At 66.2% G+C, this 22,153-nt stretch carries 20 protein-coding genes and 1 tRNA gene; 12 read left to right on the plus strand and 9 right to left on the minus strand.

The window, feature by feature from the left end; genetic code table 11:
* Positions 1–43 precede the first annotated feature (43 nt).
* Entirely contained in the window at positions 44–1,870 is a 1,827-nt protein-coding gene (locus tag OEX18_11135) for a hypothetical protein (GenBank protein ID MDH4337814.1), read from the plus strand.
* A 7-nt stretch (positions 1,871–1,877) separates the two neighbouring features.
* Complete coding sequence (locus OEX18_11140) at positions 1,878–3,065, plus strand: FIST C-terminal domain-containing protein (GenBank protein ID MDH4337815.1); 1,188 nt, start codon at positions 1,878–1,880, stop codon at positions 3,063–3,065.
* A 117-nt stretch (positions 3,066–3,182) separates the two neighbouring features.
* On the opposite strand, the gene OEX18_11145 is transcribed toward OEX18_11140, so the two are convergent.
* From OEX18_11145 to OEX18_11155, 3 genes are all read right to left on the minus strand, one after another.
* Complete coding sequence (locus tag OEX18_11145; protein MDH4337816.1) at positions 3,183–4,085, minus strand: cation diffusion facilitator family transporter; 903 nt, start codon at positions 4,083–4,085, stop codon at positions 3,183–3,185.
* 160 nt (positions 4,086–4,245) lie between these two features.
* Positions 4,246–5,196 (minus strand): NmrA/HSCARG family protein, encoded by a 951-nt coding sequence (locus OEX18_11150; GenBank protein ID MDH4337817.1) that lies wholly within the window; start codon positions 5,194–5,196, stop codon positions 4,246–4,248.
* 22 nt (positions 5,197–5,218) lie between these two features.
* Positions 5,219–5,731, minus strand: a complete 513-nt coding sequence (locus tag OEX18_11155; GenBank protein MDH4337818.1) for a hypothetical protein — start codon at positions 5,729–5,731, stop codon at positions 5,219–5,221.
* Between the two features lie 136 nt (positions 5,732–5,867).
* Between OEX18_11155 and OEX18_11160 the strand changes: the two genes are divergently transcribed.
* A complete protein-coding gene (locus OEX18_11160) occupies positions 5,868–6,989 on the plus strand; it encodes an Mrp/NBP35 family ATP-binding protein (protein MDH4337819.1) in 1,122 nt (373 codons plus the stop codon).
* 104 nt (positions 6,990–7,093) lie between these two features.
* The gene (locus OEX18_11165; protein MDH4337820.1) at positions 7,094–8,851 is read left to right on the plus strand and encodes a SpoIIE family protein phosphatase; all 1,758 of its coding nucleotides are present in this window, start codon (positions 7,094–7,096) and stop codon (positions 8,849–8,851) included.
* A gap of 9 nt (positions 8,852–8,860) precedes the next feature.
* On the opposite strand, the gene OEX18_11170 is transcribed toward OEX18_11165, so the two are convergent.
* Entirely contained in the window at positions 8,861–10,477 is a 1,617-nt protein-coding gene (locus tag OEX18_11170; GenBank protein ID MDH4337821.1) for a hypothetical protein, read from the minus strand.
* Between the two features lie 254 nt (positions 10,478–10,731).
* Between OEX18_11170 and OEX18_11175 the strand changes: the two genes are divergently transcribed.
* The gene (locus OEX18_11175; GenBank protein ID MDH4337822.1) at positions 10,732–11,850 is read left to right on the plus strand and encodes a glycosyltransferase family 4 protein; all 1,119 of its coding nucleotides are present in this window, start codon (positions 10,732–10,734) and stop codon (positions 11,848–11,850) included.
* On the opposite strand, the gene OEX18_11180 is transcribed toward OEX18_11175, so the two are convergent.
* The 5 genes from OEX18_11180 to OEX18_11200 form a co-directional block, all read right to left on the minus strand.
* Entirely contained in the window at positions 11,847–13,109 is a 1,263-nt protein-coding gene (locus tag OEX18_11180) for a TRAP transporter large permease subunit (GenBank protein MDH4337823.1), read from the minus strand. The genes OEX18_11175 and OEX18_11180 overlap by 4 nt on opposite strands.
* 1 nt (position 13,110) lies before the next feature.
* On the minus strand, positions 13,111–13,686 hold the full coding sequence (locus OEX18_11185) for a TRAP transporter small permease subunit (protein MDH4337824.1): 576 nt from the start codon (positions 13,684–13,686) through the stop codon (positions 13,111–13,113).
* Positions 13,687–13,690: 4 nt separating this feature from the next.
* A complete protein-coding gene (gene dctP / locus OEX18_11190) occupies positions 13,691–14,737 on the minus strand; it encodes a TRAP transporter substrate-binding protein DctP (protein MDH4337825.1) in 1,047 nt (348 codons plus the stop codon).
* A complete protein-coding gene (locus tag OEX18_11195; protein ID MDH4337826.1) occupies positions 14,724–15,614 on the minus strand; it encodes a TRAP transporter TatT component family protein in 891 nt (296 codons plus the stop codon). Before OEX18_11195 ends, dctP begins: the two co-directional genes overlap by 14 nt.
* Positions 15,615–15,856: 242 nt before the next feature.
* Positions 15,857–15,943: transfer RNA gene (locus OEX18_11200), tRNA-Leu, on the minus strand.
* Positions 15,944–16,333: 390 nt separating this feature from the next.
* Here OEX18_11200 and smpB point away from each other — a divergent pair.
* From smpB to OEX18_11235, 7 genes are all read left to right on the plus strand, one after another.
* Entirely contained in the window at positions 16,334–16,789 is a 456-nt protein-coding gene (gene smpB, locus OEX18_11205; GenBank protein MDH4337827.1) for an SsrA-binding protein SmpB, read from the plus strand.
* A gap of 94 nt (positions 16,790–16,883) precedes the next feature.
* Positions 16,884–18,380, plus strand: coding sequence for an N-acetylmuramoyl-L-alanine amidase (locus OEX18_11210; GenBank protein MDH4337828.1), 1,497 nt, complete (start codon positions 16,884–16,886; stop codon positions 18,378–18,380).
* 1 nt (position 18,381) lies between these two features.
* Positions 18,382–18,996, plus strand: a complete 615-nt coding sequence (locus tag OEX18_11215) for a GerMN domain-containing protein (GenBank protein MDH4337829.1) — start codon at positions 18,382–18,384, stop codon at positions 18,994–18,996.
* Between the two features lie 14 nt (positions 18,997–19,010).
* On the plus strand, positions 19,011–19,805 hold the full coding sequence (gene murI, locus OEX18_11220) for a glutamate racemase (protein MDH4337830.1): 795 nt from the start codon (positions 19,011–19,013) through the stop codon (positions 19,803–19,805).
* A gap of 17 nt (positions 19,806–19,822) precedes the next feature.
* Complete coding sequence (gene rph / locus OEX18_11225) at positions 19,823–20,527, plus strand: ribonuclease PH (protein MDH4337831.1); 705 nt, start codon at positions 19,823–19,825, stop codon at positions 20,525–20,527.
* A gap of 12 nt (positions 20,528–20,539) precedes the next feature.
* On the plus strand, positions 20,540–21,217 hold the full coding sequence (locus OEX18_11230) for a non-canonical purine NTP pyrophosphatase (protein ID MDH4337832.1): 678 nt from the start codon (positions 20,540–20,542) through the stop codon (positions 21,215–21,217).
* Positions 21,214–22,119, plus strand: coding sequence for an ATP-binding cassette domain-containing protein (locus OEX18_11235; GenBank protein MDH4337833.1), 906 nt, complete (start codon positions 21,214–21,216; stop codon positions 22,117–22,119). Before OEX18_11230 ends, OEX18_11235 begins: the two co-directional genes overlap by 4 nt.
* Positions 22,120–22,153: the final 34 nt, after the last annotated feature.

Consider the following 22,153-nt stretch of genomic DNA (forward strand, 5'->3'; position numbering starts at 1 on the left):
CCCGTTGTACCTTTAAGGACGCCGCCCCCACGCGGTAATTCCCGTGCTGATCCAATTTGCGAATATTCCGGCGGCGATGCGTGCCGCCCTGGCGCTCGCGGCGGTGTGCCTGCTCGCCGCGTGTTCGGGCGGAGACGATGGCGCGACGCCCGTGGATCCGCCCGTCCAGCCCGCAAGCTGGCGCTGGGTCAATCCGGTGGCGGAGGGCGCCTCGCTGCGCGGGGTGTGGGGACCCTCCTCGGACAACCTGTTCGCGGTGGGGACGGGGGGTGTGGTGCTGCGCTACGATGGAGCCCGCTGGACCCGGACCACCACGCCCACCGACAACGTGCTCAACGGGGTGTGGGGAAGTTCGGCCGGCGACGTGATCGCGGTTGGTTTCGACGGGACCATCCTGCGCTACGACGGAACCGCGTGGACCGGGGAGAACAGCGGCACGAGCAACTTCCTCACCGCGGTGTGGGGAAGTTCCGCCAGCAACGTCTTCGTGGTCGGACAGCGGCGCACCATTCTGCACTACGATGGTTCCGGCTGGACGCCGATGACCGTTCCCCTGGGTGACCAGAATTTGGACGCGGTGTGGGGCAGCGGTCCGAACGACGTGTACGCCACCGGGATCGGGACCAAGCTGCTCCACTACGACGGCGCCACCTGGGAGGAGATCACCACCACCGCCACCTTCGCGCTGCACGCGCTGTGGGGCAGCGGTCCGAACGATGTCATTGCCGTGGGTGGCAACGGTGCCGCGGTGCGTTTCGACGGTACGGCGTGGACGGCCATCAATGACGCCGCCGGCCGGCACTTCAACGCGATTACCGGCGCCGGTGCGGGAGATGCCTACGCGGTGGGTCTCAACGGTGTCGCGAGTCATTGGGACGGGGTCGCCTGGACGCCCATGGTGACCAACAGTCTGCAGGCGTATACGGGGGTGATTGCCGTGGGCGGCGAGGTAGCCGCTGTGGGAGAGGCCGGAACCCTGCACCGCGTGGTGGGCGGGGAGTGGGAGGCATACGCGGGGGGGCTCTCGGTCGACTTTCACGGCGTGTGGGTGGCGCCCAATGGTGAGGCATTTGCCGCCGGTGATCTCGGCAATATCCTGCATTTCAAGAACGGCAGGTTGACGGTGATGGATTCGGGCACGTCCCAGAATCTGCGCGCGGTATGCGGCACGTCGGCGAGTAATGTGTTCGCGGTGGGTGACGGAGGAGCGGCGCTGCGTTTCGACGGCACCGCCTGGGTGCCGGTTCCCTCGCCCTACGGCCTGGACCTCTACGGGGTGTGGGCCAACGGGACGGACTTCGCGATTGCGGTGGGGGTGCTCGGTCACGTTATCCGCTTCGACGGTGCGGCCTGGGCGGAGATTCCCACCGGCCGCAGCGAATTGCTGCTGGGTGCGTGGGGTCTGGGCGAGGACGACTTCTACGTGGTCGGGGGCGCGTCGCTCGCACTCCACTGGACGGGCCTGCAATGGAAGCTGGTGCCGGTGTCGCCGGGGCAGACCCACATCTTCCACGACATCCACGGCACCGGGCCCGATGACATCGATATCGCCACCGAGTACCTCGGCATCGCCGGTGCCGGTCCGGACGGCCTGCACGCGGGCGGTTACATCTTCCACTGGGACGGGACCGCGTGGACACCGACCTTCGAAGAGCCGATCCACGACGTCCTGTCGGTGTGGCGGGCCAACGCCACCAGCGGGTTCGCGTGCGGTGACGCCGCATCGCTGCTCACGGGCAGCAATGGGGAGTGGACGCGGGTGTGGGACCTCCAGAATCTGCCCACCTACGTTCGCGCCGTCTACGGGAGCGGCGCCAGCAACGTGTTCGTGGCCGGTGACAACGGCACCATCGCCAGCTATAGTCGGTGACATGCAGATGAAATTCGTCTCCCTTTCGGTGACCGGCGAAGATATCGACGAGATCCTGCGCGATATCTCGAAAGCCGTGCTGGATCGCCTGGGCGAGCACGCCGATTTCGCCCTGGTGTTTCCGTCGTCGCACTTCGCCTCCCGTGCCGAGGACCTGGTGTCGAACCTCAAGAGCGCCATCGGCGCGCGTGTCATGCTGGGATGCACGGGTGAGGGGGTCATCGGGCCCGCGCACGAAATCGAGGACCAGCCCGCGGTGGCGGTGGTGGCTGCACTGCTGCCCGGAGTCGACGTGATGCCCTTCGACATCCCCAAGGCCGCGCTGATCAACGTCGCGCTCAATCCGCCGCTGCTGCGCAAGCACTACGCGCCACCGGTGGACACGCGCTTTCTGGTGATGCTGGCGGATCCGTTCAGCGCGCCCATGGATGGGGTGCTCAACGCGTTCAACCAGGAATACGAGAATGTCCCCATCATCGGTGGCATGGCGAGTGGCGCGCGCCAGCCGGGCGAAACCGTGCTCATGGTCAACGACCGCGTCATCCGCGAGGGACTGGTGGGGGTGTCGTTCGTGGGGCCGATTCAGGCGGATATCATCGTGTCGCAGGGTTGCCGGCCGGTGGGGCCGGTGTTCGAGGTGACCGAATCCAAGAACAACGTCATCGACTCGCTGGGTGGCGAGTCGCCGCTGTTACGCATCCAGTCCATGCTGGACGAGATGGATGACGAAGACCGCGACCTGCTGCGCAACGGCCTCTTCATCGGGCGCGCCATCGACTCCGGCAAGGAATCGCTGGGGCGGGGCGACTTCCTGATCCGCGGTGTGCTGGGTGTCGACAGCCGCACCGGCGCCATTGCGGTCAGCGACGTGATCGACGCGGGCGAGCGCGTGCAGTTCCACCTGCGCGACGCGGACACGGCGCGCGAAGATCTGGAAATGATGCTCTCACCGCACGCGCTCTTCGGCGAGCCAAGCGGTGCCTTTCTCTTCTCCTGCAACGGCCGCGGTACGCGCCTCTACGAGGAGCCGGATGGCGACATCAACGCCATACGCGGCTTCTTCTCGGGTCTCGACCTGGCGGGGTTCTTCTGCGCGGGCGAGATTGGCCCCATCGGCGGCAAGAACTTCCTGCACGGCCACACCGCCAGCCTCGCCCTCATCCGCCCCGCCGCCCCCGACCCGCGTCCACGCTGACTTGCTCGCGCGGCGCGCGCGATACCGCTCCTCCGCTCATGGTCCTCGCGCGAAAAATTTGAAATCGCGCTGCGGAAATCGCGTCGGATCGGTATCGTGCGCACCGCAGGCGTGTCTTTACGAACGATCGATGCTGATGTCGCGCCACGAGGCGGGGTCGTTGAGCGATTCGAGGTGGGTGAGTGGGGCCACGTTGGGCAGCGCGGCGCGGAGGTCATTCTCGATCTGTTCGGTGAGTTGGTGCCCGCGCTGCACCGTCCACTCGCCCGGAACCAGCACGTGCACCGATACGAAGCGGCGCTGCCCGGCGCGGCGCGTGCGCAGCGCGTGGTAGTGGATGCCCTGGCCCGCGTAGCTATCGAGGACGCCCCGAATGGCCGCCTGCTCTTCCTCCGGCAGCGCCGTGTCCATGAAGCCGAGCACCGAGCCCTGCAGGATCCGCGCGCCCGTCCATACGATGTTGACCGCCACCGCCAGCGCGATGACCGGGTCCAGCCGCTGCCAGCCGGTCAGGGTGACCGCGGCCACACCCACAATTACCCCCGCGGAAGTCCACACGTCGGTAAACAGGTGACGCGCGTTCGCCTCCAGGGTGACGGAGCCGTGGCGCCGTCCGGCGCGCAGCAGCAACCATCCCGCGCCGAGATTCACGATGGCGGCCACGGCCGACACCGCGATGCCCATGCGCACCTGTTCCAGGGGTTGCGGGGAGAGCAACCGGTGCACCGCGGCGGAACCGATGCCGGCGGCGGCCACCAGAATCAAAAGGCCTTCGACAGTGCTCGCAAAATACTCGGCCTTGGAATGGCCGTACGCGTGGTGGTCGTCGGCGGGGCGCGCCGCAATGGACAGCATGGCCAGTGCCATCACCCCGCCCGCCAGGTTGACCAGCGACTCGGCGGCGTCGGACAGAAAGCCCACCGACCCGGTGATGATGTAGGAGAACGCCTTGAGTGCCATCGTGGCGATGGCCGCACCGATGGAAACCCACGCAAACCGGGTCAGCGAATGGCTCTTCATGGGGACATGACTATCCGCCATTCCGCAACGGCCGTCAACCCGGTGCGGTGGGGGCGTCACGCGCGGCCGATACCGCTCCTCCGCTCATGGTCCTCGCGCGAAACATTTGAAATCGCGCTGCGGAAATCGCGTCGGAGCGGTATCAACCGCGCTGTTCCCCCTACTCGATGGGGATGCGCTCCTTGTTGCGCGCGAGCCATGCCTCGAACGTCTGCAGCTCCGGGTTGAGCGAACGGGAGAAACCCAGGTCGCGCGCGCCGCAGAAGTCCGCCTCGAAGTCGCGCTTGAACTGGAACATGTTGCCCAGGTCGTCGGCGCCCGGGAAACCGAGCCCGCGGTACGCCTCCGGTGTCACCATGTTGTAGAAGACGTCCTTGCCCAGCGCCTTCGAGAGCGCCTGCGCCATCTGCGTTCCGGTGAGGTGCTCGCCGGCGATACCGACCGTCTTGCCCGCCAGCGCCGAGCCCTTCTTGAAGATCCCGTAGGCGCACTTGCCAATGTCCTCCGCGGCAATGCCCGGGAGCTTCTTGTCGTCCATGGGCAGCGTGATGGCGTAGCGCCCATCGGGCCCCTTCTGCGGCGCCATCCCGAAGGCGATCAGGTTGTCCCAGTAGAAAGACGTCTGCAGGCAGGTCGCCGGCACGCCGCTCTCCAGGAAGAAGCGGTCCGCCTCGCCCTTGGCGTCGAGGTGCGGCACCTTGTACTTGCCCATGAGCGTGGGCATGCGGTCGTCCTCGAGCTTCACCCACTTGCGGGTGTCCTCCAGCGTCGACCACACCACGTGCTTCAGGCCCGCCGCGCGCGCCGCGTCGGCCATGTTCTTTGCTTGCGCCAGCTCCTTCTCGGGTGAGAAATGCTCCCAGAAGTTGGTGACGCAGAACGCTCCGTAGCAGCCCGCGAAGGCCTTCTCGATGGACTTCGTGTCGTCGAGATCGGCGGCCACCACCTCGGCGCCGAGCTTGCGCAGCGCTTGGGCGGGTTCAGAATCCGGCTTGCGGGTGAGGGCGCGTACCGAAAAGCCGCCCTGCGGGTCGCCCAGGATGGCGCGCGCCAGGGCGCCGCCCTGCGCACCGGTCGCTCCCACCACGGCAATGAGTTTTCTTGCAGCCATGTCGATCATTGTTCCTTTCTGCTTATTGCTTCTTTCGTTCGTAGTGCAGCGGCCACAACACGGTCCATGTGGCGCCGTCGTCATCGGACCGCTCCCAGCTCCAGTCGAAGGAGTCGGGCGTGATGTTGAACCACACCATGCGCTGCAGGGCTTCCTTGCCCTGGATGGTGGCTTTGCGCGACAGGATCATCTTGCCGTCGGCGAAGCCTCCGGTGAAGTCCAGGTAGCTGCCCTGGTTGTCCACCCAGGTCTGATGCCACTTACCGGTGTTCTTGTTGAACACGGACACGCTCATCCCCTTGAGCTGGGAGTCGCCGGTTCCGACGAAGCGCTCCATGATGACTGCTCCGTCGTACTCCCGGGTGATGGTGTTGGTTCCGGCCGCCTTTCCGGCCGAGCTAAGTTCCCAATTTCCGATCCAGAAGTCAAACCGGGTGGCGGGCGACGGTGTTTCGGCCGAGGCGGATGAACTGTTGCCGGCATTGAGCGTGGCGGCGACCGCAAGCACCAGCATGAGGGCACGCAGGATGTCCATGGAGGGTCCTTTCCGGGTGAAGAAACGGGGGTCTGTGCGCTGGGGTGCTGGCCTGCCCGGGAATTATCGCGTTTTGCGGGCGGCCCGCCAAGTGCATTCATCCGGCCGGTTGCGCCGCGGCGCCGGAACGCGTATATTGAGGCGGCTTCGCTGCACCACCCACATGCTCGATCACACCACCATACAATCCGCGCTCGAAGCCGTAACCGATGTGTACGGCGTCGGCAGCATCGTGTCCCAGAAGCGGGTGGAACGCATCGACGTACGCGGCGACACCGTGGTGCTCTCGCTCAATCTCCCGGTGGACGACGCGCAGGTGAAACAGCGGGTGGAGGCGGACTGCCGCCTGGAGGTCAAGAAACTGGGCGGCGTGCGCGAAGTCATCATCATGACCAAGGGCGCCAGGCCCCGCCTGGGGGCGGCGGCCGGCCCCGCGCGTCCCGCGGGCGGACCGGGCCCGGTACCGGGCGCGAATCCGTTCGACGGTCAGGCCCCGCTGGAGGGCGTGCGCAACATCGTGGCGGTTTCATCGGCCAAGGGCGGTGTGGGCAAGTCCACCGTGTGCGTAAATCTCGCGCTGGCGCTGGCGCAGGGCGGTGCGCGGGTCGGTCTCATGGACGCCGATGTGTACGGTCCCAGCATTCACGTGCTCATGGGGACGAGCGACCGGCCCACCCAGGGCCGCGTCAAGGAAATCGCGCCGGTGGTCAAGGACGGCATCAAGCTGATGTCGCTGGGCTTCCTGACCGAGAAGGGCCAGCCGGTCATCTGGCGTGGCCCCATCGTCATGGGTGTGGTGAAGAAGTTCCTCCAGGACGTGGAATGGGGAGAACTGGACTACCTCATGATCGACATGCCGCCCGGAACCGGTGATGCCCAGCTTACGCTGGTGCAGACGGTGCCGCTGACCGGCGCGGTCATCGTCACCACGCCATCCGAGCTGGCGCTGGTGGATGCCGAGAAGGGACTCGAGATGTACCGTTCGGTGGGCGCCCCGGTGCTCGGTATCGTGGAGAACATGAGTTACTTCGTGTGTCCGCACTGCGACGAACGCACCGAGATATTCAGCCACGGCGGCGGCCGCGAAATCAGCGATCGCTTGAAGGTTGAGTTCCTCGGCGAACTCCCACTGGATCCCCATCTGCGCAAGGTGGGAGACGAGGGCCGCCCCATTGTTTCCAGCGATCCCGGGTCGCCGGTGTCGCGCGCTTTCGTGGAAATTGCCCGGCGAATACGGGCCGCGTGCCCGGTTGCCTAGGCGCGCCCGCTTCTTCGAACATTTCCAGCTTCTTAGTCTCGCCTTGACAAGGGCGGCGTACTCATAGAAGCATGGAGAGCTTACTTTACCTACCGGAGCCGTTCGTGACCGCCGATAGAAGAGTTCCCGCACACGGAACCAGCGATTTTGACTACCTTGCGCAGGCCAGCCACACGCTCAACGCGTCGCTGGACTACGGCGAGATCGTCAAGGGGCTGCTGAAGATAATCCGCACCGCCATGAACGCGGAGGCCGTGCTGCTGGCGGTGATGGATGAGCAGGACCAGATGGTCTTCGACCGTGCGCTGGGCGCGGACGATGCCGGGCTCGACGGCGTGCCCATCACGCGCGGCACCGGAGCCATGGGCACGGTGTGGCAGACGCGGGAGCCCCTCATCGTCGAGAGCGTCAAGCGCGGAAAGCTGTCGCTAACCCTGGAGAGGAAGGCGGGGCTCAAGACGCACACGGTGGTCGCGGTGCCGTTGCTGCGGCGTGGCCTGGTGCGTGGCGCGGTGGAAGTGGTCAACCGCCGGCGCGACAACACACCCTTCCGCGAGGACGACCTGCAACTGCTGGTGCCGCTGGTGGAGCACGTGGCGGTGGCGGTGGCCAACGCGCGCCTGCGCGCCCGCGCGGAGCGGCGCCGGCTGGAGTATTCGCTGCTCGCCGAAGTCAGTGCGGACGTGGGCAAGTCGCTCACACGCGACGAAGCCCTGGACCGGATCCTCAAGAACCTGGCCCGGCTGGTTCCCTACGACGCCGCGGCCATCTTCCTGGTGGATAACGAAACCGACACCATGTCCAGCGTGCTGCACACCGGCTACACGCGTGGCGCCCACGAGAAGATCAACATCAAGTCGGACGAGGGCATCGTGGGCGAGGTGGGGCGGACCCGCGTGGGTGTCATCGTCCCCGACGTGCGCAAGCACCCCCGCTACGTGAACGTAAGGCACCGCACGCGCTCCGAGATGGTGGCGCCCCTGGTGCTGCGCGGCCAGGTGCTGGGACTGTTCAACCTGGAGAGCGACCGCCTGGACGCCTACAGCGAAAACGACCTGCGCCTGCTGGAGGCCTTCTCGGCCGAGGCCGCGGTGGCCATCGATCGCGCCCACCTGTTCCAGGAGCGCCAGGTGAAGCTGGAGATCGAGAAGGAGTTGCGCATCGCACGCACGGTGCAGGAGTTCTTCAGCCCCCGGAAGACCATGACCTCGGGCGCGTTCCGCATCGCCGGCGCCAACTATCCGTCGCTTGAAGTGAGCGGCGACTACTACGACTTCTTCCCGGGCATGAATCGTCTCATCGCCTTTGCCATCGCCGACGTGGCCGGCAAGGGCGTGCCGGCGTCGCTCATCATGGCAAGCTTTCGTTCCATTCTGCGCACGGTGGCACCGTACACGGCCACCGCGCGCCAGATCGTGGTGCGCGCCAACCAGATCCTGGTGGAGACGGTCCGCCCGCAGGACTTCGTCACCGCGTTCATCGGCGTGCTCAACCCGGACACGGGCGAGGTTACCTACTGCAACGCGGGGCACAACCCGCCCATCCTGATGGCGCCCAACGGGAACTACCGGGAGCTGGGATCGGGGGGGCCGGTGCTGGGTGTCATGCGGGACGCGGACTGGACCGACGGGCGTTTCGTACTGCGCGACGAGGTGCTGGTCTGCTACACCGATGGCGCCACCGAGGCGCGCAATGCCGCCGACGAGGAGTTTGGCGAGAAGCGTTTCATCGAGTCGGTTCGTGCCAACCTGCAGTTGATGCCGTACCGGATGTGCACGGCGCTGTACGGGAGGGTGCGTGCCTTCGTGGGTGCCGAACCGCAGTCCGACGACACCACCTACCTGGCCATCCGCCGCACCTGATCGCGGCGCTCAGTCCAGCCGGATCAGGATCAACGCCTCGTTGTTGCGTATCAAGGCCACGTTGACGGCCGCACCCAGGGTCCCGTCCGCCTGCAGAGGAGCGTAAGTGCCGTCGAGTGCGTGGGTGGTGATGCTGCGGTCGTCGGTCACCGATCCCTCGGGCAGCATCTTCACCAGCACCAGCGCATTGGTGAAGCGGCGTGCGAATACGTGGTAAGTCAGCGACGGGCTGTGGGGATCCGCGCCGCTCGCGAACTCGTAGTGCTCCTTCGTATTCGCCCGTCCCTGGAAGTCCACCTTGCCGGCGGGGATCACGTCCGGCTGTCCCACGTCAAACTCGACCGCTGGATTCCATGACCACGTGGAGAGGTGGGCGGGGTTCAGGTGGCCCGATTCGGTGTCGTACGAGTAGTACGTGTGCCGGTTGTGCACCAGGTAGTAGAGCCCCAGGCTGAACAGCTTGCCGCGGTCGGTTCCCGCGGTTCCCGACGCCACGTCGCGTGCCCCGATGATGCGGCGGCCTCCCGCCCGCGTCTGGCGGGCGATCTCCACGATCCCGTTCTCGTAGTCCTTTTCGTAGCTGATGCACCGATTGCCGCCGCTGGTGGGCGACCAGGCGCCGGTGTAGGTGACCCAGACCTCGCCCAGGATCCACGGTGTCGTGGTCTGGATGTTCTCGGTGGAGCGGCTGGGGTAGTTGAGGAAATACACGTGCCCGTAGTTGGGCATGAGGTCCGCGGTGACCCCCAGCGCGCGCCGCAGTTCGCCGGCGAGGAACGGGTACAGCGTCTCGTTGGCGACCGCGTAGGGGTGGTCGTCGTCGATGGCGATCCCGTAGAACTCACCGGTCCGGTCCAACTGACCCTCGCCGAACTGCGCCAGGTAGATTCCAACGTCGACCATGATGCCGTCGACCGGTCCCGTCGCATTGGGGGCGGCGCCGTAGCGCGTGCCCTGCAGCAGCTGCCGCGCGTGCTCCACCAGGAACCGGCGGTAGCCCGGATGGGTCAGGTTTGCGAGGTACAACGGCTCGGTGGCGCCGTTGCGGTAGGCGATGACTCGGGATTGCGATCGCTCCGTCGCCGATGCCGGGTTCCCGCCGCCGCCGGGGTTCCATCCCGGGACCACGCCGGGAGGATAGCCGGGAACCACGACGATGCCCTCCCAGGTGGGAACATTCACGTCTTCGCGGTAGTGCAGGTAGAAGTCTTCGGGGTCGTACCCGTGATCGGTGGCCCACTCATCGGGACCGTTGGGTCCGCTCCCGAAGCGATGGTAGCGCGCGATGGTGTACTCGAACAGGCGCACACGCGGATTGGTGGCGCGCATGGCGTCGGGATCGATGCGCGAAATGCAGAGATCATAATGGGCGGCGCGCCACGCCTGCTCCGCATCGTCGATGGCGGCGCGTGACAGTGCCGACGCGGTCTGAATGTGCGGGTAGAGCGACGAGGTAATCGGCGCACAGCCGGCGCCGTCGCACTCCTCGCCGAAGGGGCAGGAGAAGTCGGTTACGCAGCCGCCGGCCACGGTGCCGGTATCGGACGGCTCCGAGGCCTGGGAACATGCCACGGCGAGCGCCACGAACAGCGCCGCCGGAGTCCTGATGCCGAACGGAAATCGCATGGTGATACTCTGCTGACCGGGTTACCCGGGGACTGTCGTGCAACGCGCGTGCCGTCGCCGGGGGCGGGGACGCGCCACACGCGCGGGGGGGCGGGTGAGGGGGCGATGTTTCCGGTTGTACCACAAAATCGCTGGTGGTGTCCCGCGCCCCGTGCCTACACTCCCGGGGTGGGGTCGTCGCCGAGCGCGATGTTGCAATCGTCCGGCCTCCCCGTGGCGAATCAAACCAATTGGACCCAAGGCGCGTTCTTTTCGTGTCATCGCTGCGCCGCTACGGCGGCGGCGAACGGTGGATGCTGGACACCGCGGCCGGGCTGCGTGCGCGTGGCCACGACGCCCGCCTGGTGGCCATGCCCGGGAGCGTGCTGGCGGCGCGGGCCCCGGCGCGTGGTATCCCGCTCACCGAGGTCGCCATGCGCGGCGACGTGGATGCCATCGCCGTCACCCAGCTCACCTCGCTCATCCGCCGCACGCGGCCCCACGTCATTGTTCCCAACCTGGACCGCGAGATCCGCCTGTGCGTGGCCGCCATCCACGCGGCGCGCGCACTGCCGCCGCGCCCCGTGCGCCCACGCCTGATACCGCGGCGCGGAAGCGAGTTTCCGCTCAAGGACAAGCGCCACTACCGCATCGTGTACACCATGGAAATCGACAGAGTCATCGTGAACTCGGAGGCCACGCGCGGAAAGATGATGCACGACGCGCCCTGGTTCCGGGAGGAGAAGGCGGTGGTGATCTACAACGGGATCGACATGGCGCCCTACAACGCACTGGCAGCGCGCCGCGACGAAATGCGCAACAAGCTGCGCCGTGCCATCGGGGCGCCTGCCACGGCTCCTGTGTTTGCGCTGGTGGGGGAGCTGCACGAGCGTAAGCAGCAACGGGTGATCATCGAGGCGTGGCCGCGGGTGCTGGAGGAGTTCCCGGAGGCACGCGTGCTCTTCGTGGGTGACGGTGCGGACCGCGAAGCGCTCGAAACTGTGATCGCGGAACGCGGGCTGGAAAACGCGGTGAGAATCATGGGGTTCCGTTCTGACGTGCCCGAGATACTTGCCGGCAGCGACGCCCTCCTGCTGCCCTCGCGCGTCGAGGGTTTCGGCTACGTGCTGGTGGAGGCGATGGCGGTGGGCATCCCCTGCATCGCCTCGCGGGTGAGCAGCATTCCCGAGATTGTCAGGGAAGGCGAGACCGGTATCCTGCACCCGGTGGGAGACACCGGGGCCATCGTGGGCGCCGTGCGCGATGCGTTGTGTGATCCGGCGCGGGCGCGGGCCATGGGCGAAGCCGGGAGACGCGTGGCGGAGGAGAAGTTCACGTTGCAGCGCATGCTCGACCGGGTGGAGACGGTCCTGTTCGACCCACCGACGGACTAGCCGGCAAACAGGTTCACGAGGACGAGGCTCAGGGCAGGCGCGTAGGTGATGATCAGGAGTGCAACCAGCATGAGCAGCAGGAAGGGAATGCTGGCGCCGTAGAGTTTCACCACCGGCTGCTGGAAACGGTACGACGAGATGAACAGGTTCAAACCCACCGGGGGCGTCAGATAGCCTATCTCGAGGTTGGTCAGGAAAATGATGCCGAGGTGGACGGGGTCGACCCCGAAACCCACCGCCACCGGCGCCACCAGCGGCACCACCACGATCAGGGCGGAGAAGATGTCCATCAGGCATCCCACCACCAGCAGGAACACGTTGAGAATCAGCAGGAACGTGTACTTGCTGGTCACGTACTGCTGCATCCAGGACAGGATGTTCATGGGCACTTCGGCGTCGATGAGGTAATTCACGAACCCGAACGAGCACATGATGATGATGAGGATCCCGCCCACCAGCGTGGCACTCTCGGCGATGATCGCCGGCAGCCTGCGCAACGAGATGTCCCGGTATATGAGCACCTCTACGATGAGGGCGTAAAGCGCGGTGACGGCCGCTGCCTCCATCACCGTGAAGATGCCGCCGTAGATGCCTCCCAGCACGATGAACGGAAGCGGCAGTTCCCACGCGGCGTCGCGCACCGCCGCCGCTGCTTCATGCAGCGAGAAGCGCTGCGTTCGCACCCCCTCGCGCCGTCCCTGGCGGACGCTGTAGAGCACCAGCAGCGAAACCAGCAGCAGGCCGGGCAGGATGCCCGCGAGGAAGAGCTTGTCCACCTCCACCTCGGCCACGTATCCGTACACGATCAGCGGCAGGCTGGGCGGAAACAGGAGCCCGATACTCCCCGATGCGGTAATCAACCCGAGGCTGAAACGGTTGCTGTAGCGGTCGGCGAGCAGTGCGGGCATGAGCAGCCCGCCCATGGCCACGATGGTCACGCCGGATGCGCCGGTGAAGGCGGTGAAGACGGCACAGGCCACCAGCGCCACCACCGCCAGGCCGCCGGGGAAGAACGCGCGTGACAGCCGCACCAGACGGTCCGGGGCGTGGCTGTGCGCGAACAGGTAGCCGGCCAGCGTGAACAGCGGAATCGCGACCAGCAGGGGGGAGCCGGCGATGGAGTACATCGACACCGCCACCGAGGAGATGTCGATGCCCGCGGCGTGGAAGAGAAACAGCGCCAGCACGCCGAACACGGCGAACAGCGGCATGCCGAACAGCGCGAGCAGCACGAGCGCGATGATGAGCACGACCAGCATGTCAGAGCTCCTCCGCCGTCTCGGCCGGCTCCCGCGCCAGGAAGATGCCCAGCAGGGTCCGGTAGGTAATGAGCACGAATGCCGCGGGGAGGATCAGCTGTGCCACCCACGTGTGCACGCCGAGGAACGCGATCTCGCCGAATTCGCGTTCGTCGATCACCAGGCGCACGGTGGAGATGGCCAGCAGGTAGGCGGCGATGGCCGTGGCGGAGTAGACGATCACGCGGCGCCCGGGCCGGGAACGGGCCGGCAGCACGCGCGTCAACGCATCCACGGATATGTGCCGCACGCGCGCCGAAGCCAGCGCGGCCCCGCACGCACCCAGCCACAGAACGATGTGACGCATCAACGGGTCCGCCCACAGCAGGCCCGAGTTGAAGAAGTTGCGCAGGAAGATCTGGGTGGCACCCAGTGCGACGAGTGTCAGCAGCAGCAGCGCGACAAAGAGAACCTCTGCGCGTCCGGCGGCGCCGAATAACGCGCCGCCGCGTCCGCGCCGTTCCAGCGCCGCTCGCCCGGCGGCGAGGGCCAGCAACAACAGGAAACCGGCCAGCGCAACTAGGTGGGTTCCATTCACGGGGTCAGTCGGATGCGCCCGCGGCACGGGTCCGGCGGTATTCGGCCACCATGGCGCTCACGCGGTCGAGGAGCTCCCTGGGGTAGAGCACGCCCACGCCCTCGCCCCAGGCGGCACGGCCGCGCTGCACGAAGTCGTTGCGGGCCGCCTCGTCCACGGCCACCACCTGCACGCCCTCCTTCTCGATCTCGCCGATGGCCTCCCGGTTCTGCGCCCGCGTCTTGGCGGTCAGCTCGGCCAGGTGGCTGCGCATGACCTGGTTGACGATGGCGAGGTCGCCCTCGGAAACGCCGGCGAGAGACTTGCGGGTGACGACGACAGCGCTCACGCCGTGGGTGATGGGCATGTCGGCCATGTACTTCACGCGCGTGAACCACTGCAGCGCCACGCACGCCAGCGGCGACGAGTACACGGCATCCACCACGCCGGTCTGCAGCGAGGTGAGCACGTCCGGTGCCGAAAGCGGGATGGGTGTAATCTCGAATGCCTTGAAGAAGATCTCCGCCAGCTGGTCGCCGGACCAGATCCACCACCTGCAGCCCGGCATGTCGGCGGCGCTTTTCACCGGCGTCTGGCTGAACAGGTACACGAAGCCGACGTCGGTCCAGCCCAGCAGCGCGTAGCCCTTCTCATCGAACAGGCCGCGATAGTAGTCGTCGGTGCGTTCCAGCACGGCGTCCAGTTCGTCGAGCGACTCGAACATGAAGGGCAGCTCCAGCACGCGCACCTCGGGAACGATGGCGCCCAGTCCGAAGCCGGTGAACGCCGCGCCGTGGATCTGGCCGTTGCGCATCTTGCGGATGACATCCTTCTCGTCGCCCTGCACGCCGCCCGGGTAGAACTTGAAACCCACGCGGTTGGCGGTCTTCGTGCGCACCTCCTCGTCGATCCTGCGCATGGTCTTCATCCACGTGCTCCCGTCGGGGGCCAGGGTGGCGACCTTGATTTCGGACTGCGGCCTGGGTTGTTTCTGCGCGGCAACGTCCCGCGTGCCCGTGCACAGCGTTCCCACGGCCGCGAGGCATAGCAGCAGGGTCTTAGAAGAGGTCATCGGCTTCTCCCAGCAGGGTTTGCGATCGCTGCCGCGCGATCAGATTCAACAGCCGGTACGGATCATCCGTCACCGGCGGCGAGGCGATCACCCGGTCCAGGACGCTGCGGAACGCGTCGCCGTCCTGGATGCGGTAGAGGTAGTAACGCGCAAAGAAGTAGCGCGGGAGCAGGAAGGAGTCCTGCGCGGCGCCAAAGGCCTTCTCGAAGTTTGCCAGCGACTTCTCAGGGTCGCCCCCGAACATGGGCGGCCGGAAGGCGTACAGGCTTCCGATCATCACCAGCGGCAGCCCCTCGAAGTAAGCCCCGTCCAGCTCGGCGGAGCGCTCCAGCAGCGCGGTCACCTTGGGGATGTCGCGCAGAACCGCGGTGGAATCGAGGTGCAGGGCGATGAACTGGGCCCAGTTGGCCGCGGCCCACACCGCGGCGGGGACGTCCTTCTTCTTCATGTTCGGCAGCGTGGCCTCGAACTGATCGAAGGGAACCGTCCAGTCGACGGCGAGTTTCTTGTTCCTTGCCAGCACCGCGCGTGCGTGGCCGATGCCCTTGAGATAGAGCTGCGACGCGTACGTCGCGTCGGTTTCTTCGAACGACGAGAACGCGTAGCTGAAGTAGAGCATGGACGCGTTGAGGCGCAGGTCGCCGTTGCCCGGGTCGGTGCGGATCAGCCCTTCCATCAGGAACAGGTTGGCGGCGGCGCCGTCCTGGAAGGTGCGCAGGTCGTCCGACTCCATCGCGGCATCACGCGCATTGTTCAGCACCGGCACCATCACGTGGCCCACGGAGAATTTCGCCGTCGAACAGCCGCAAAACGCTGCCACGGCGATGGTGGGAGCGACCAGCATCGCTGAGCGGTTGCGGAGTGCGCGCGTAAACATGCGGCAATAATCGTCAAACCCGCTCATTCGATCAACCACGAATTGGCGCGCCTCAACCGGGGTGAACGACCTGCGCGCGGTGCGCGACGCACGGCGACAGGTGGTGGGATCGGCGCTGCAGCGGGTCGCGATGGTCCGGCAACCCGGTTGTCGGGATGCGCACATGCGCCCGCAAAAAAAAGGACCCTTCGATTCCACGTTGGAAAGAATCGAAGGGTCCATGACCTACTATCGAGATTTCATGGTGCCGAAGGGGGGACTCGAACCCCCACGAGGTTGCCCTCACTGCGCCCTGAACGCAGCGCGTCTACCAGTTCCACCACTTCGGCTGCTGAAACAACTCCCAGCAGGTTGGCAGTAAGAGGTCAGCGACAAAGGAGAGCCAAGAAAACCTTCATCGATGCCTCGGCCGCAGAATAGTGGAAGGGGGTACAAAAGTCAACGCGCGAAACGGGAATCGGGTGGTGGATAAGCTTCTGTAACTATTTGCAAAAACGTTAGTTATGGTGGCGTGCGTCAAAACCCACAAGATATGGCCCCTCTGGTCGGATCCCTACCACCGGCGGGGTCAATCATTATAAGATTAAGTTCTTAAATAAGATACGAACAAGCGCGGACATCTCTCTTCCCCTATACCGGTTAAAATGCGGTACACACTAACTCGTTACAAAGTTGTCGGTTGCAATCGCGGCGACCGCGCCCTAGGCTAGCGCCCGGCCATGAAGATCATCGTCCAGAACAAGAAGGCCCGCCACGAGTTCGCCATCCTCGAGACGTTCGAGGCCGGCATCGCGCTCAAGGGCACGGAGGTCAAGTCGCTGCGCGAGGGCAAGGCCAACCTGCGCGACGCCTACGCGAATATCGAACAGGGCGAGGTGATTCTGCACGGCCTGCACATCAGTCCGTATTCGCACACCTCGGAGCGTCAGCTGGATCCGGTGCGGGACCGCAAGCTGCTCATGAACCGCGCCGAGATCCGCAAACTCATCGGCAAGGTGAAGGAGAAGGGACTCACACTCGTGGCCCTCAAGCTGTACTTCAGCCCGCGAGGCATCGTGAAGGTGGAGTTGGGCCTGGCCAAGGGCAAGAAGCTCCACGACAAGCGGGATGCCATCTCGGAGCGGGATGCCCGCAGGGATCTCGACCGCGTGATGAAGCGGGCCCGCCAGGAGTAGGACCAACAATGGCTTTCGACGCCGCGCGGCCTTTTTTGCTATGTTGGACCGCGAATCGCCGCGACCCCCGGGGGAGCAGGCGATCGTGATCACCATGCCGCGCCTGCTTGTCTTCATAGTCGTCGCGCTGGCGCTTGCCGCGCTTCCCACGCCGACGGTGGCCGATACCACCGCCGAGGTCGTCTATGATGACGGCCGCGCTCCCGAGAACATTCCACTGGTGCGCCTGCCCGATGAGGACACGTGGTTCATGCGCGCCAACGACGTGGCCCGGCTGTTTCGGGCCACCCAGTTCTGGAACGCGTCGAGCCGCAAGATCGTCCTGGGCGTGGGCCGCACGCGCTTCGTGCTGACCGTCGATACGCGGGTCGTGGTGGTGGACGGGGAGCCCAACATGATGCGCTCGTCGGTGCGTTACGACGAGGGGTTCGTCCTGGTGCCGCTGGAGTTCGTCCTGGAAATCGCCTCCCAGCACACCCCGCGCGGCTTCGAATGGGACGAGCGGGAGCGCCGCCTCAGTGTCAAGGGCATCGCCTACAACGTGACCCGCATCACCTTCACCTCGTCGTCGCAGCGAACCACCGCCGCCATCGATCTCACCGAGCAGCTCGTCTATCACGTGGACACGAGTTCCCCGGGGCTGGTGCGCCTGAAGCTGTACGGTGGCCGCATCGACCTGCGCGCCTTCAGCGTTCGCCAGGCGCGGGGTTTCGTGGCCGGTGTTCGCGCCGAGCAGACGGAGCGGGATGCGTACGTCACCATCGACCTCGCGCGCGGCGTGCGGCGGGTGCGGGTGGACCGGGTGGAGGAGCCGCTGCGGCTGGAGGTGATCCTGGAAACCGGGGACACCCCCACGGACGGGGGGACAGGGTACGTGGAGATCGTGGAGGATGGGTCCGGCGAGCGGCGCACGCTCGACGTGCGCCGGGTGTGCATCGACGCCGGCCACGGCGGACGCGACTTTGGCAAGGAGAGCGCCAACGGACTGCGCGAGAAAGACGTGAACCTCGCCATTGCGCTCGCGGTTCGCGACCGCATCCAGCAGGATCTTGGCGTGGAAGTGGTCATGACGCGCGACGACGATCGCACGCTGGGCCTGCTCGAGCGCTCCGAGATCGCCAACACGTCGGGCGCCGACCTGTTCATCAGCATCCACTGCAACGCATGGTTCAACGAGATGACGACCGGTTTCGAATCGTACTTTCTCTCGCCGGCGCTGAGCGAGTCGGAGCGGACGCTGGCGCGTTACGAGAACCAGGCGGGCGGGGTGGCACCCGCGCAGACTCAGTCGGCGGGTGACGTGGACTTCATCCTGTGGGACCTGGTGCAGAACGCCTACATCGCGGAGAGCAGCGCGTTTGCCGAGTACATCCAGAAGGAGATGACCGACCGGCTGGGCATCAAGAGCCGCGGTGTCAAGCAGGCCAACTTCCTGGTGTTGCAGGGCGTGAAGATGCCCGCGGTGCTCATCGAGACCGCGTTCCTCTCCAACCCGGAGGAGGAGGCGCTGCTGGCCGACCCCGATTTTCAGGGGCGGGTGGCCGAGGGGTTGATCCAGGCGATCCGGCGCCTGCAGGAGCGGTACCGCTGACATGGACGATCTCCCGCGCTTTCCAGGCGATCCAGAGCCGGCCATGTCGCGCGGCGGGCTGGGCGTTCGCCACCTGATCGTCATCGCGGTCCTGGCCGTGGTGGTAATGGCCGGGGTGATGTGGAAGCTCACGCGCCGTCCGGCGGAACCGACCCGAGAACCGGCGCCGCGCGAGGTCTCGCGCGTTCCCGAGGGCAGCCGCACCGTCACCCTGTTCTTCGCGGGTACGGATGAACCGATCATCTATGGCGAGTCGCGCGAAGTGGCGGTGGGGCGCCGCTTGGACGAACAGGTCCGCCAGGTCATCGGGGCGCTGATCGCGGGGCCCGAGCGCGAGAGTGGCGTAAGCGCCGTCCCGCCCGGCACGCAATTGCTGGGCGTGCTGCTGGACGAATCCGCCACCACGCTGTTTCTCGATTTCAGTTCCGAACTGGTGGCGGCGCACCCGGGAGGGAGTGCGGCGGAGTACTGCACCATCGCCGCCGTCGTCAAGACCATTGGAGAGAACTTCCCGGAGATCGAAGCAGTCCAGTTTCTGGTGGATGGTTCCCAGGTGGACACGATCGCGGGACACATTCGCGCCGATCAGCCGTTCCGTGTGAGCGACTGGCGCTAGAGAGCGGAGAAACCATGTCCCAGCAACCCATCGGCGTTTTCGACTCCGGTATCGGCGGACTCACCGTGCTGCGCGAACTGCTCGCGCGCCTGCCGGGCGAGTCGTTCGTCTACTTCGGCGACACCGCGCGCGTGCCCTACGGCACCAAGAGCGCGGAGACCGTGCGGCGGTTCTCGCGCGAAAACGTCCACTTCCTGCTGGAACGCGGCGTGAAGATGGTGGTCGTTGCCTGCAATACGGCTTCGTCGCACGCGCTTCCCATGCTGGAGGGTGAGTTCGACGTCCCCATCGTCGGGGTGATCGAGCCGGGCGTGCGCGCCGCGGTCGCCGCCACGCGCAGCCACCGCATCGGCGTGGTGGGTACCGCGGCCACCGTGCGCTCCAACGCCTACCCGACCCGCATCGCCCAGGAGCTGCCCGACGCGGTGGTCATCTCCCAGGCGTGCCCGCTCTTCGTTCCGCTGGTGGAGGAGGGCTGGATCGACAGTCCGCTCACGCGCATGGTGGCGGAGGAGTATCTCAAGGTCTACGCGGGCACCGGCATCGACACGCTGGTGCTGGGCTGTACGCACTACCCGCTGCTCAAAGGCGTCATCGGCGATGTGGTGGGCAAGGACGTGGTGCTGGTGGATTCTGCCGTGGAGACCGCACGCGAGGTGGAGCGGATGCTGGGCCAGCACAGCATCGCGGGTGCGCAAGGCGGGAGCTTTCACATCATCCTGAGCGATACCAGCCCCGCGTTCGCGGGACTCGCGGCGCGCTGCCTGGGGAGAACCGTTCCGGACATCGAACTCGTGTCGGTGGGTTGAGTAACGAGAGGAACAGAATGCGGAAAGACAAACGTGCCCCGGGGGACCTGAGGCCCATCAGCATCCAGCGGGGCTACCTGCGCCACGCGGAGGGCTCCGCCCTCATCGAGATCGGCGAGACCCGCGTGATCTGCAGCGCCACGCTGGACCCGGGCGTGCCCCGGTGGATGATGGGGAAGGGGCGGGGCTGGGTTACCGCCGAGTACGGCATGCTGCCGCGCAGCTCCAAGCAGCGCATCAACCGCGAGGCGGACCGGGGCCGGACCGGCCGCACCCATGAGATCCAGCGGCTGATCGGCCGCTGCTGCCGCGCGGCGGTGGAGATGAAACTGCTGGGGGAGAACACCGTGCTGGTGGACTGCGACGTGATCGAGGCCGACGGCGGCACGCGCACCGCGTCCGTCACCGGGGCGTGCGTGGCGCTGTACGACGCGCTCTCCACGCTCGAGCTCAAGGAGCATCCCATGAACTTCCTGGTGTCGGCGGTGAGCGTGGGCATGGTGGACGGCGTTCCCATGCTCGATCTCGCGTATAATGAAGACTCCGCCGCCGAGGTGGACTTGAACGTGGTAATGGCGGAGAGCGGCGCGTTCATCGAGGTGCAGGGAACCGCCGAGCGTGTGCCCTTCACCACCGAGCAGTTCGAAGCGATGCTCGCGCTGGCGCGCAGCGGCTGCCAGTCTCTGTTCGAAGCGCAGCGCGCCGTGCTCGGCATCGGCTGACAAGGGAGACGCATGGAAATCGTCCTCGCCACGCGCAACAAGGACAAGGTTCGCGAGATCGTGGCGCTCTTTGCCGGCCTCGATATCGAGGTGTCCACCCTGGACGATTTCCCTGAGGCGCCGGCCACCGTGGAGGACGGAGAGACGCTGGAGGCGAACGCCATCAAGAAGGCGAGCGAAGCACGCGACCTCACCGGGCATTCCGCCCTGGCCGACGACACCGGGCTCGAGGTGGAATCTCTCGGCGGCGCGCCCGGCATCTTCGCGGCGCGCTATGCGGGCGAGGAAGCCACCTACCAGGACAACTGCAGGAAGCTGCTGCGCGAGATGCGCGACGTTCCCCCCGGCGAGCGGCAGGCGCGATTTCGCACCGTGATGGCGCTGGCGCTGGCACCCGCGGACACGGCGCGGCTGCTGGTCCACTTCGCCCGCCACCCGGACCTCGGCAAGCCGGGGACCATCGATTGTCTCCTGTCCGAGGGGGTTCTTCCGGGGGAGATCGCGGCCGCGGCGCGGGGCGAATCCGGTTTCGGCTATGATCCGGTGTTCATCGAGCTGGCGTCGGGGCGCACGCTGGCCGAAATGACCGAGGAAGAAAAGAACGCCACCAGCCATCGCTACCGCGCGGCCATCGGCATGCGCGAGTTGTTGTTGCGGTACGAAATGGCACACGAAGGGGAGAAAGCGTGAGCGAACCGATCATCGACATACGGGGCATCGTCAAGCGCTACGGCGACTTCACCGCCGTGGACGACCTGACCTTCTCCGTGCCGCCGGGTTCCATCTACGGCCTGCTGGGGCCGAATGGCGCCGGCAAGTCCACCACCATCCGCATGATGATGCGCATCATGCTCCCCGACGAGGGGCACATCAGCGTGCTCGGTTCCGGCCTGGCCCAGGTGGACCTGGACCGGGTGGGGTACCTGCCCGAGGAGCGCGGTCTCTACAAGAAGATGAAGGTTCTCAGCCTGCTCACCTTCTTCGGCGAGATCAAGGGGCTCTCCCGTCACGATGCGCAGAGCCGCGCCGGCGCATGGCTGGAGCGCATGGGGCTCGCGGACCGCGCGCTCAAGCCGGTGGAGGACCTCTCCAAGGGCATGCAGCAGAAGGTGCAGTTCATCTCCACCATCCTGCACGAGCCCGAGCTGCTCATTCTGGATGAGCCGTTCTCCGGGCTCGACCCGGTCAATGCCACCGCCATCAAGGACATCATCCTGGAGTACCACCGCAAGGGCCACACCATCGTCTTCTCCACGCACATGATGGAGCAGGTGGAGAAGCTCTGCGACCAGATCTGTCTCATCCACCGTGGCCGGGCGGTGCTGTCCGGAACCCTGCAGTCCGTCAAGAAGCAGTACGGCAAGAACGGGCTCGCCCTGCGCGTGGTGGGAGACGGTTCCTTCCTGCGGGAACTCCCCGAGGTTGCGAGCCTGCAGGACAACGGCAACGAGCTCTTTCTGCGCCTGCGCGACGGTGCCGACCCGGACCGCGTGCTGGACGCCGCGCGCGCGCGCCTGCGGGTGACGCGCTACGAGCTGGCGGAACCGTCCATCCACGACATCTTCATCGAACGCGTATCGGAGGTGTCATGAAGGTCAAGTACATCATCCGGCGCGAGTACACCGA

It is taken from the genome of Candidatus Krumholzibacteriia bacterium (assembly GCA_029865265.1).
In the GTDB taxonomy this organism is placed as follows: Bacteria; Krumholzibacteriota; Krumholzibacteriia; order WVZY01; family JAKEHA01; genus JAKEHA01.

Bases quoted from the DNA above. Each gene is read 5' to 3' on its own strand.
- OEX18_11140 (MDH4337815.1), top strand. From the start codon at position 1,878: ATGAAATTCGTCTCCCTTTCGGTGACCGGCGAAGATATCGACGAGATC.
- OEX18_11145 (MDH4337816.1), bottom strand. From the start codon at position 4,085: ATGAAGAGCCATTCGCTGACCCGGTTTGCGTGGGTTTCCATCGGTGCG.
- OEX18_11150 (MDH4337817.1), bottom strand. From the start codon at position 5,196: ATGGCTGCAAGAAAACTCATTGCCGTGGTGGGAGCGACCGGTGCGCAG.
- OEX18_11155 (MDH4337818.1), bottom strand. From the start codon at position 5,731: ATGGACATCCTGCGTGCCCTCATGCTGGTGCTTGCGGTCGCCGCCACG.
- OEX18_11170 (MDH4337821.1), bottom strand. From the start codon at position 10,477: ATGCGATTTCCGTTCGGCATCAGGACTCCGGCGGCGCTGTTCGTGGCG.
- OEX18_11180 (MDH4337823.1), bottom strand. From the start codon at position 13,109: ATGCTGGTCGTGCTCATCATCGCGCTCGTGCTGCTCGCGCTGTTCGGC.
- dctP (MDH4337825.1), bottom strand. From the start codon at position 14,737: ATGACCTCTTCTAAGACCCTGCTGCTATGCCTCGCGGCCGTGGGAACG.
- OEX18_11195 (MDH4337826.1), bottom strand. From the start codon at position 15,614: ATGTTTACGCGCGCACTCCGCAACCGCTCAGCGATGCTGGTCGCTCCC.
- smpB (MDH4337827.1), top strand. From the start codon at position 16,334: ATGAAGATCATCGTCCAGAACAAGAAGGCCCGCCACGAGTTCGCCATC.
- OEX18_11210 (MDH4337828.1), top strand. From the start codon at position 16,884: ATGCCGCGCCTGCTTGTCTTCATAGTCGTCGCGCTGGCGCTTGCCGCG.
- OEX18_11215 (MDH4337829.1), top strand. From the start codon at position 18,382: ATGGACGATCTCCCGCGCTTTCCAGGCGATCCAGAGCCGGCCATGTCG.
- murI (MDH4337830.1), top strand. From the start codon at position 19,011: ATGTCCCAGCAACCCATCGGCGTTTTCGACTCCGGTATCGGCGGACTC.
- rph (MDH4337831.1), top strand. From the start codon at position 19,823: ATGCGGAAAGACAAACGTGCCCCGGGGGACCTGAGGCCCATCAGCATC.
- OEX18_11230 (MDH4337832.1), top strand. From the start codon at position 20,540: ATGGAAATCGTCCTCGCCACGCGCAACAAGGACAAGGTTCGCGAGATC.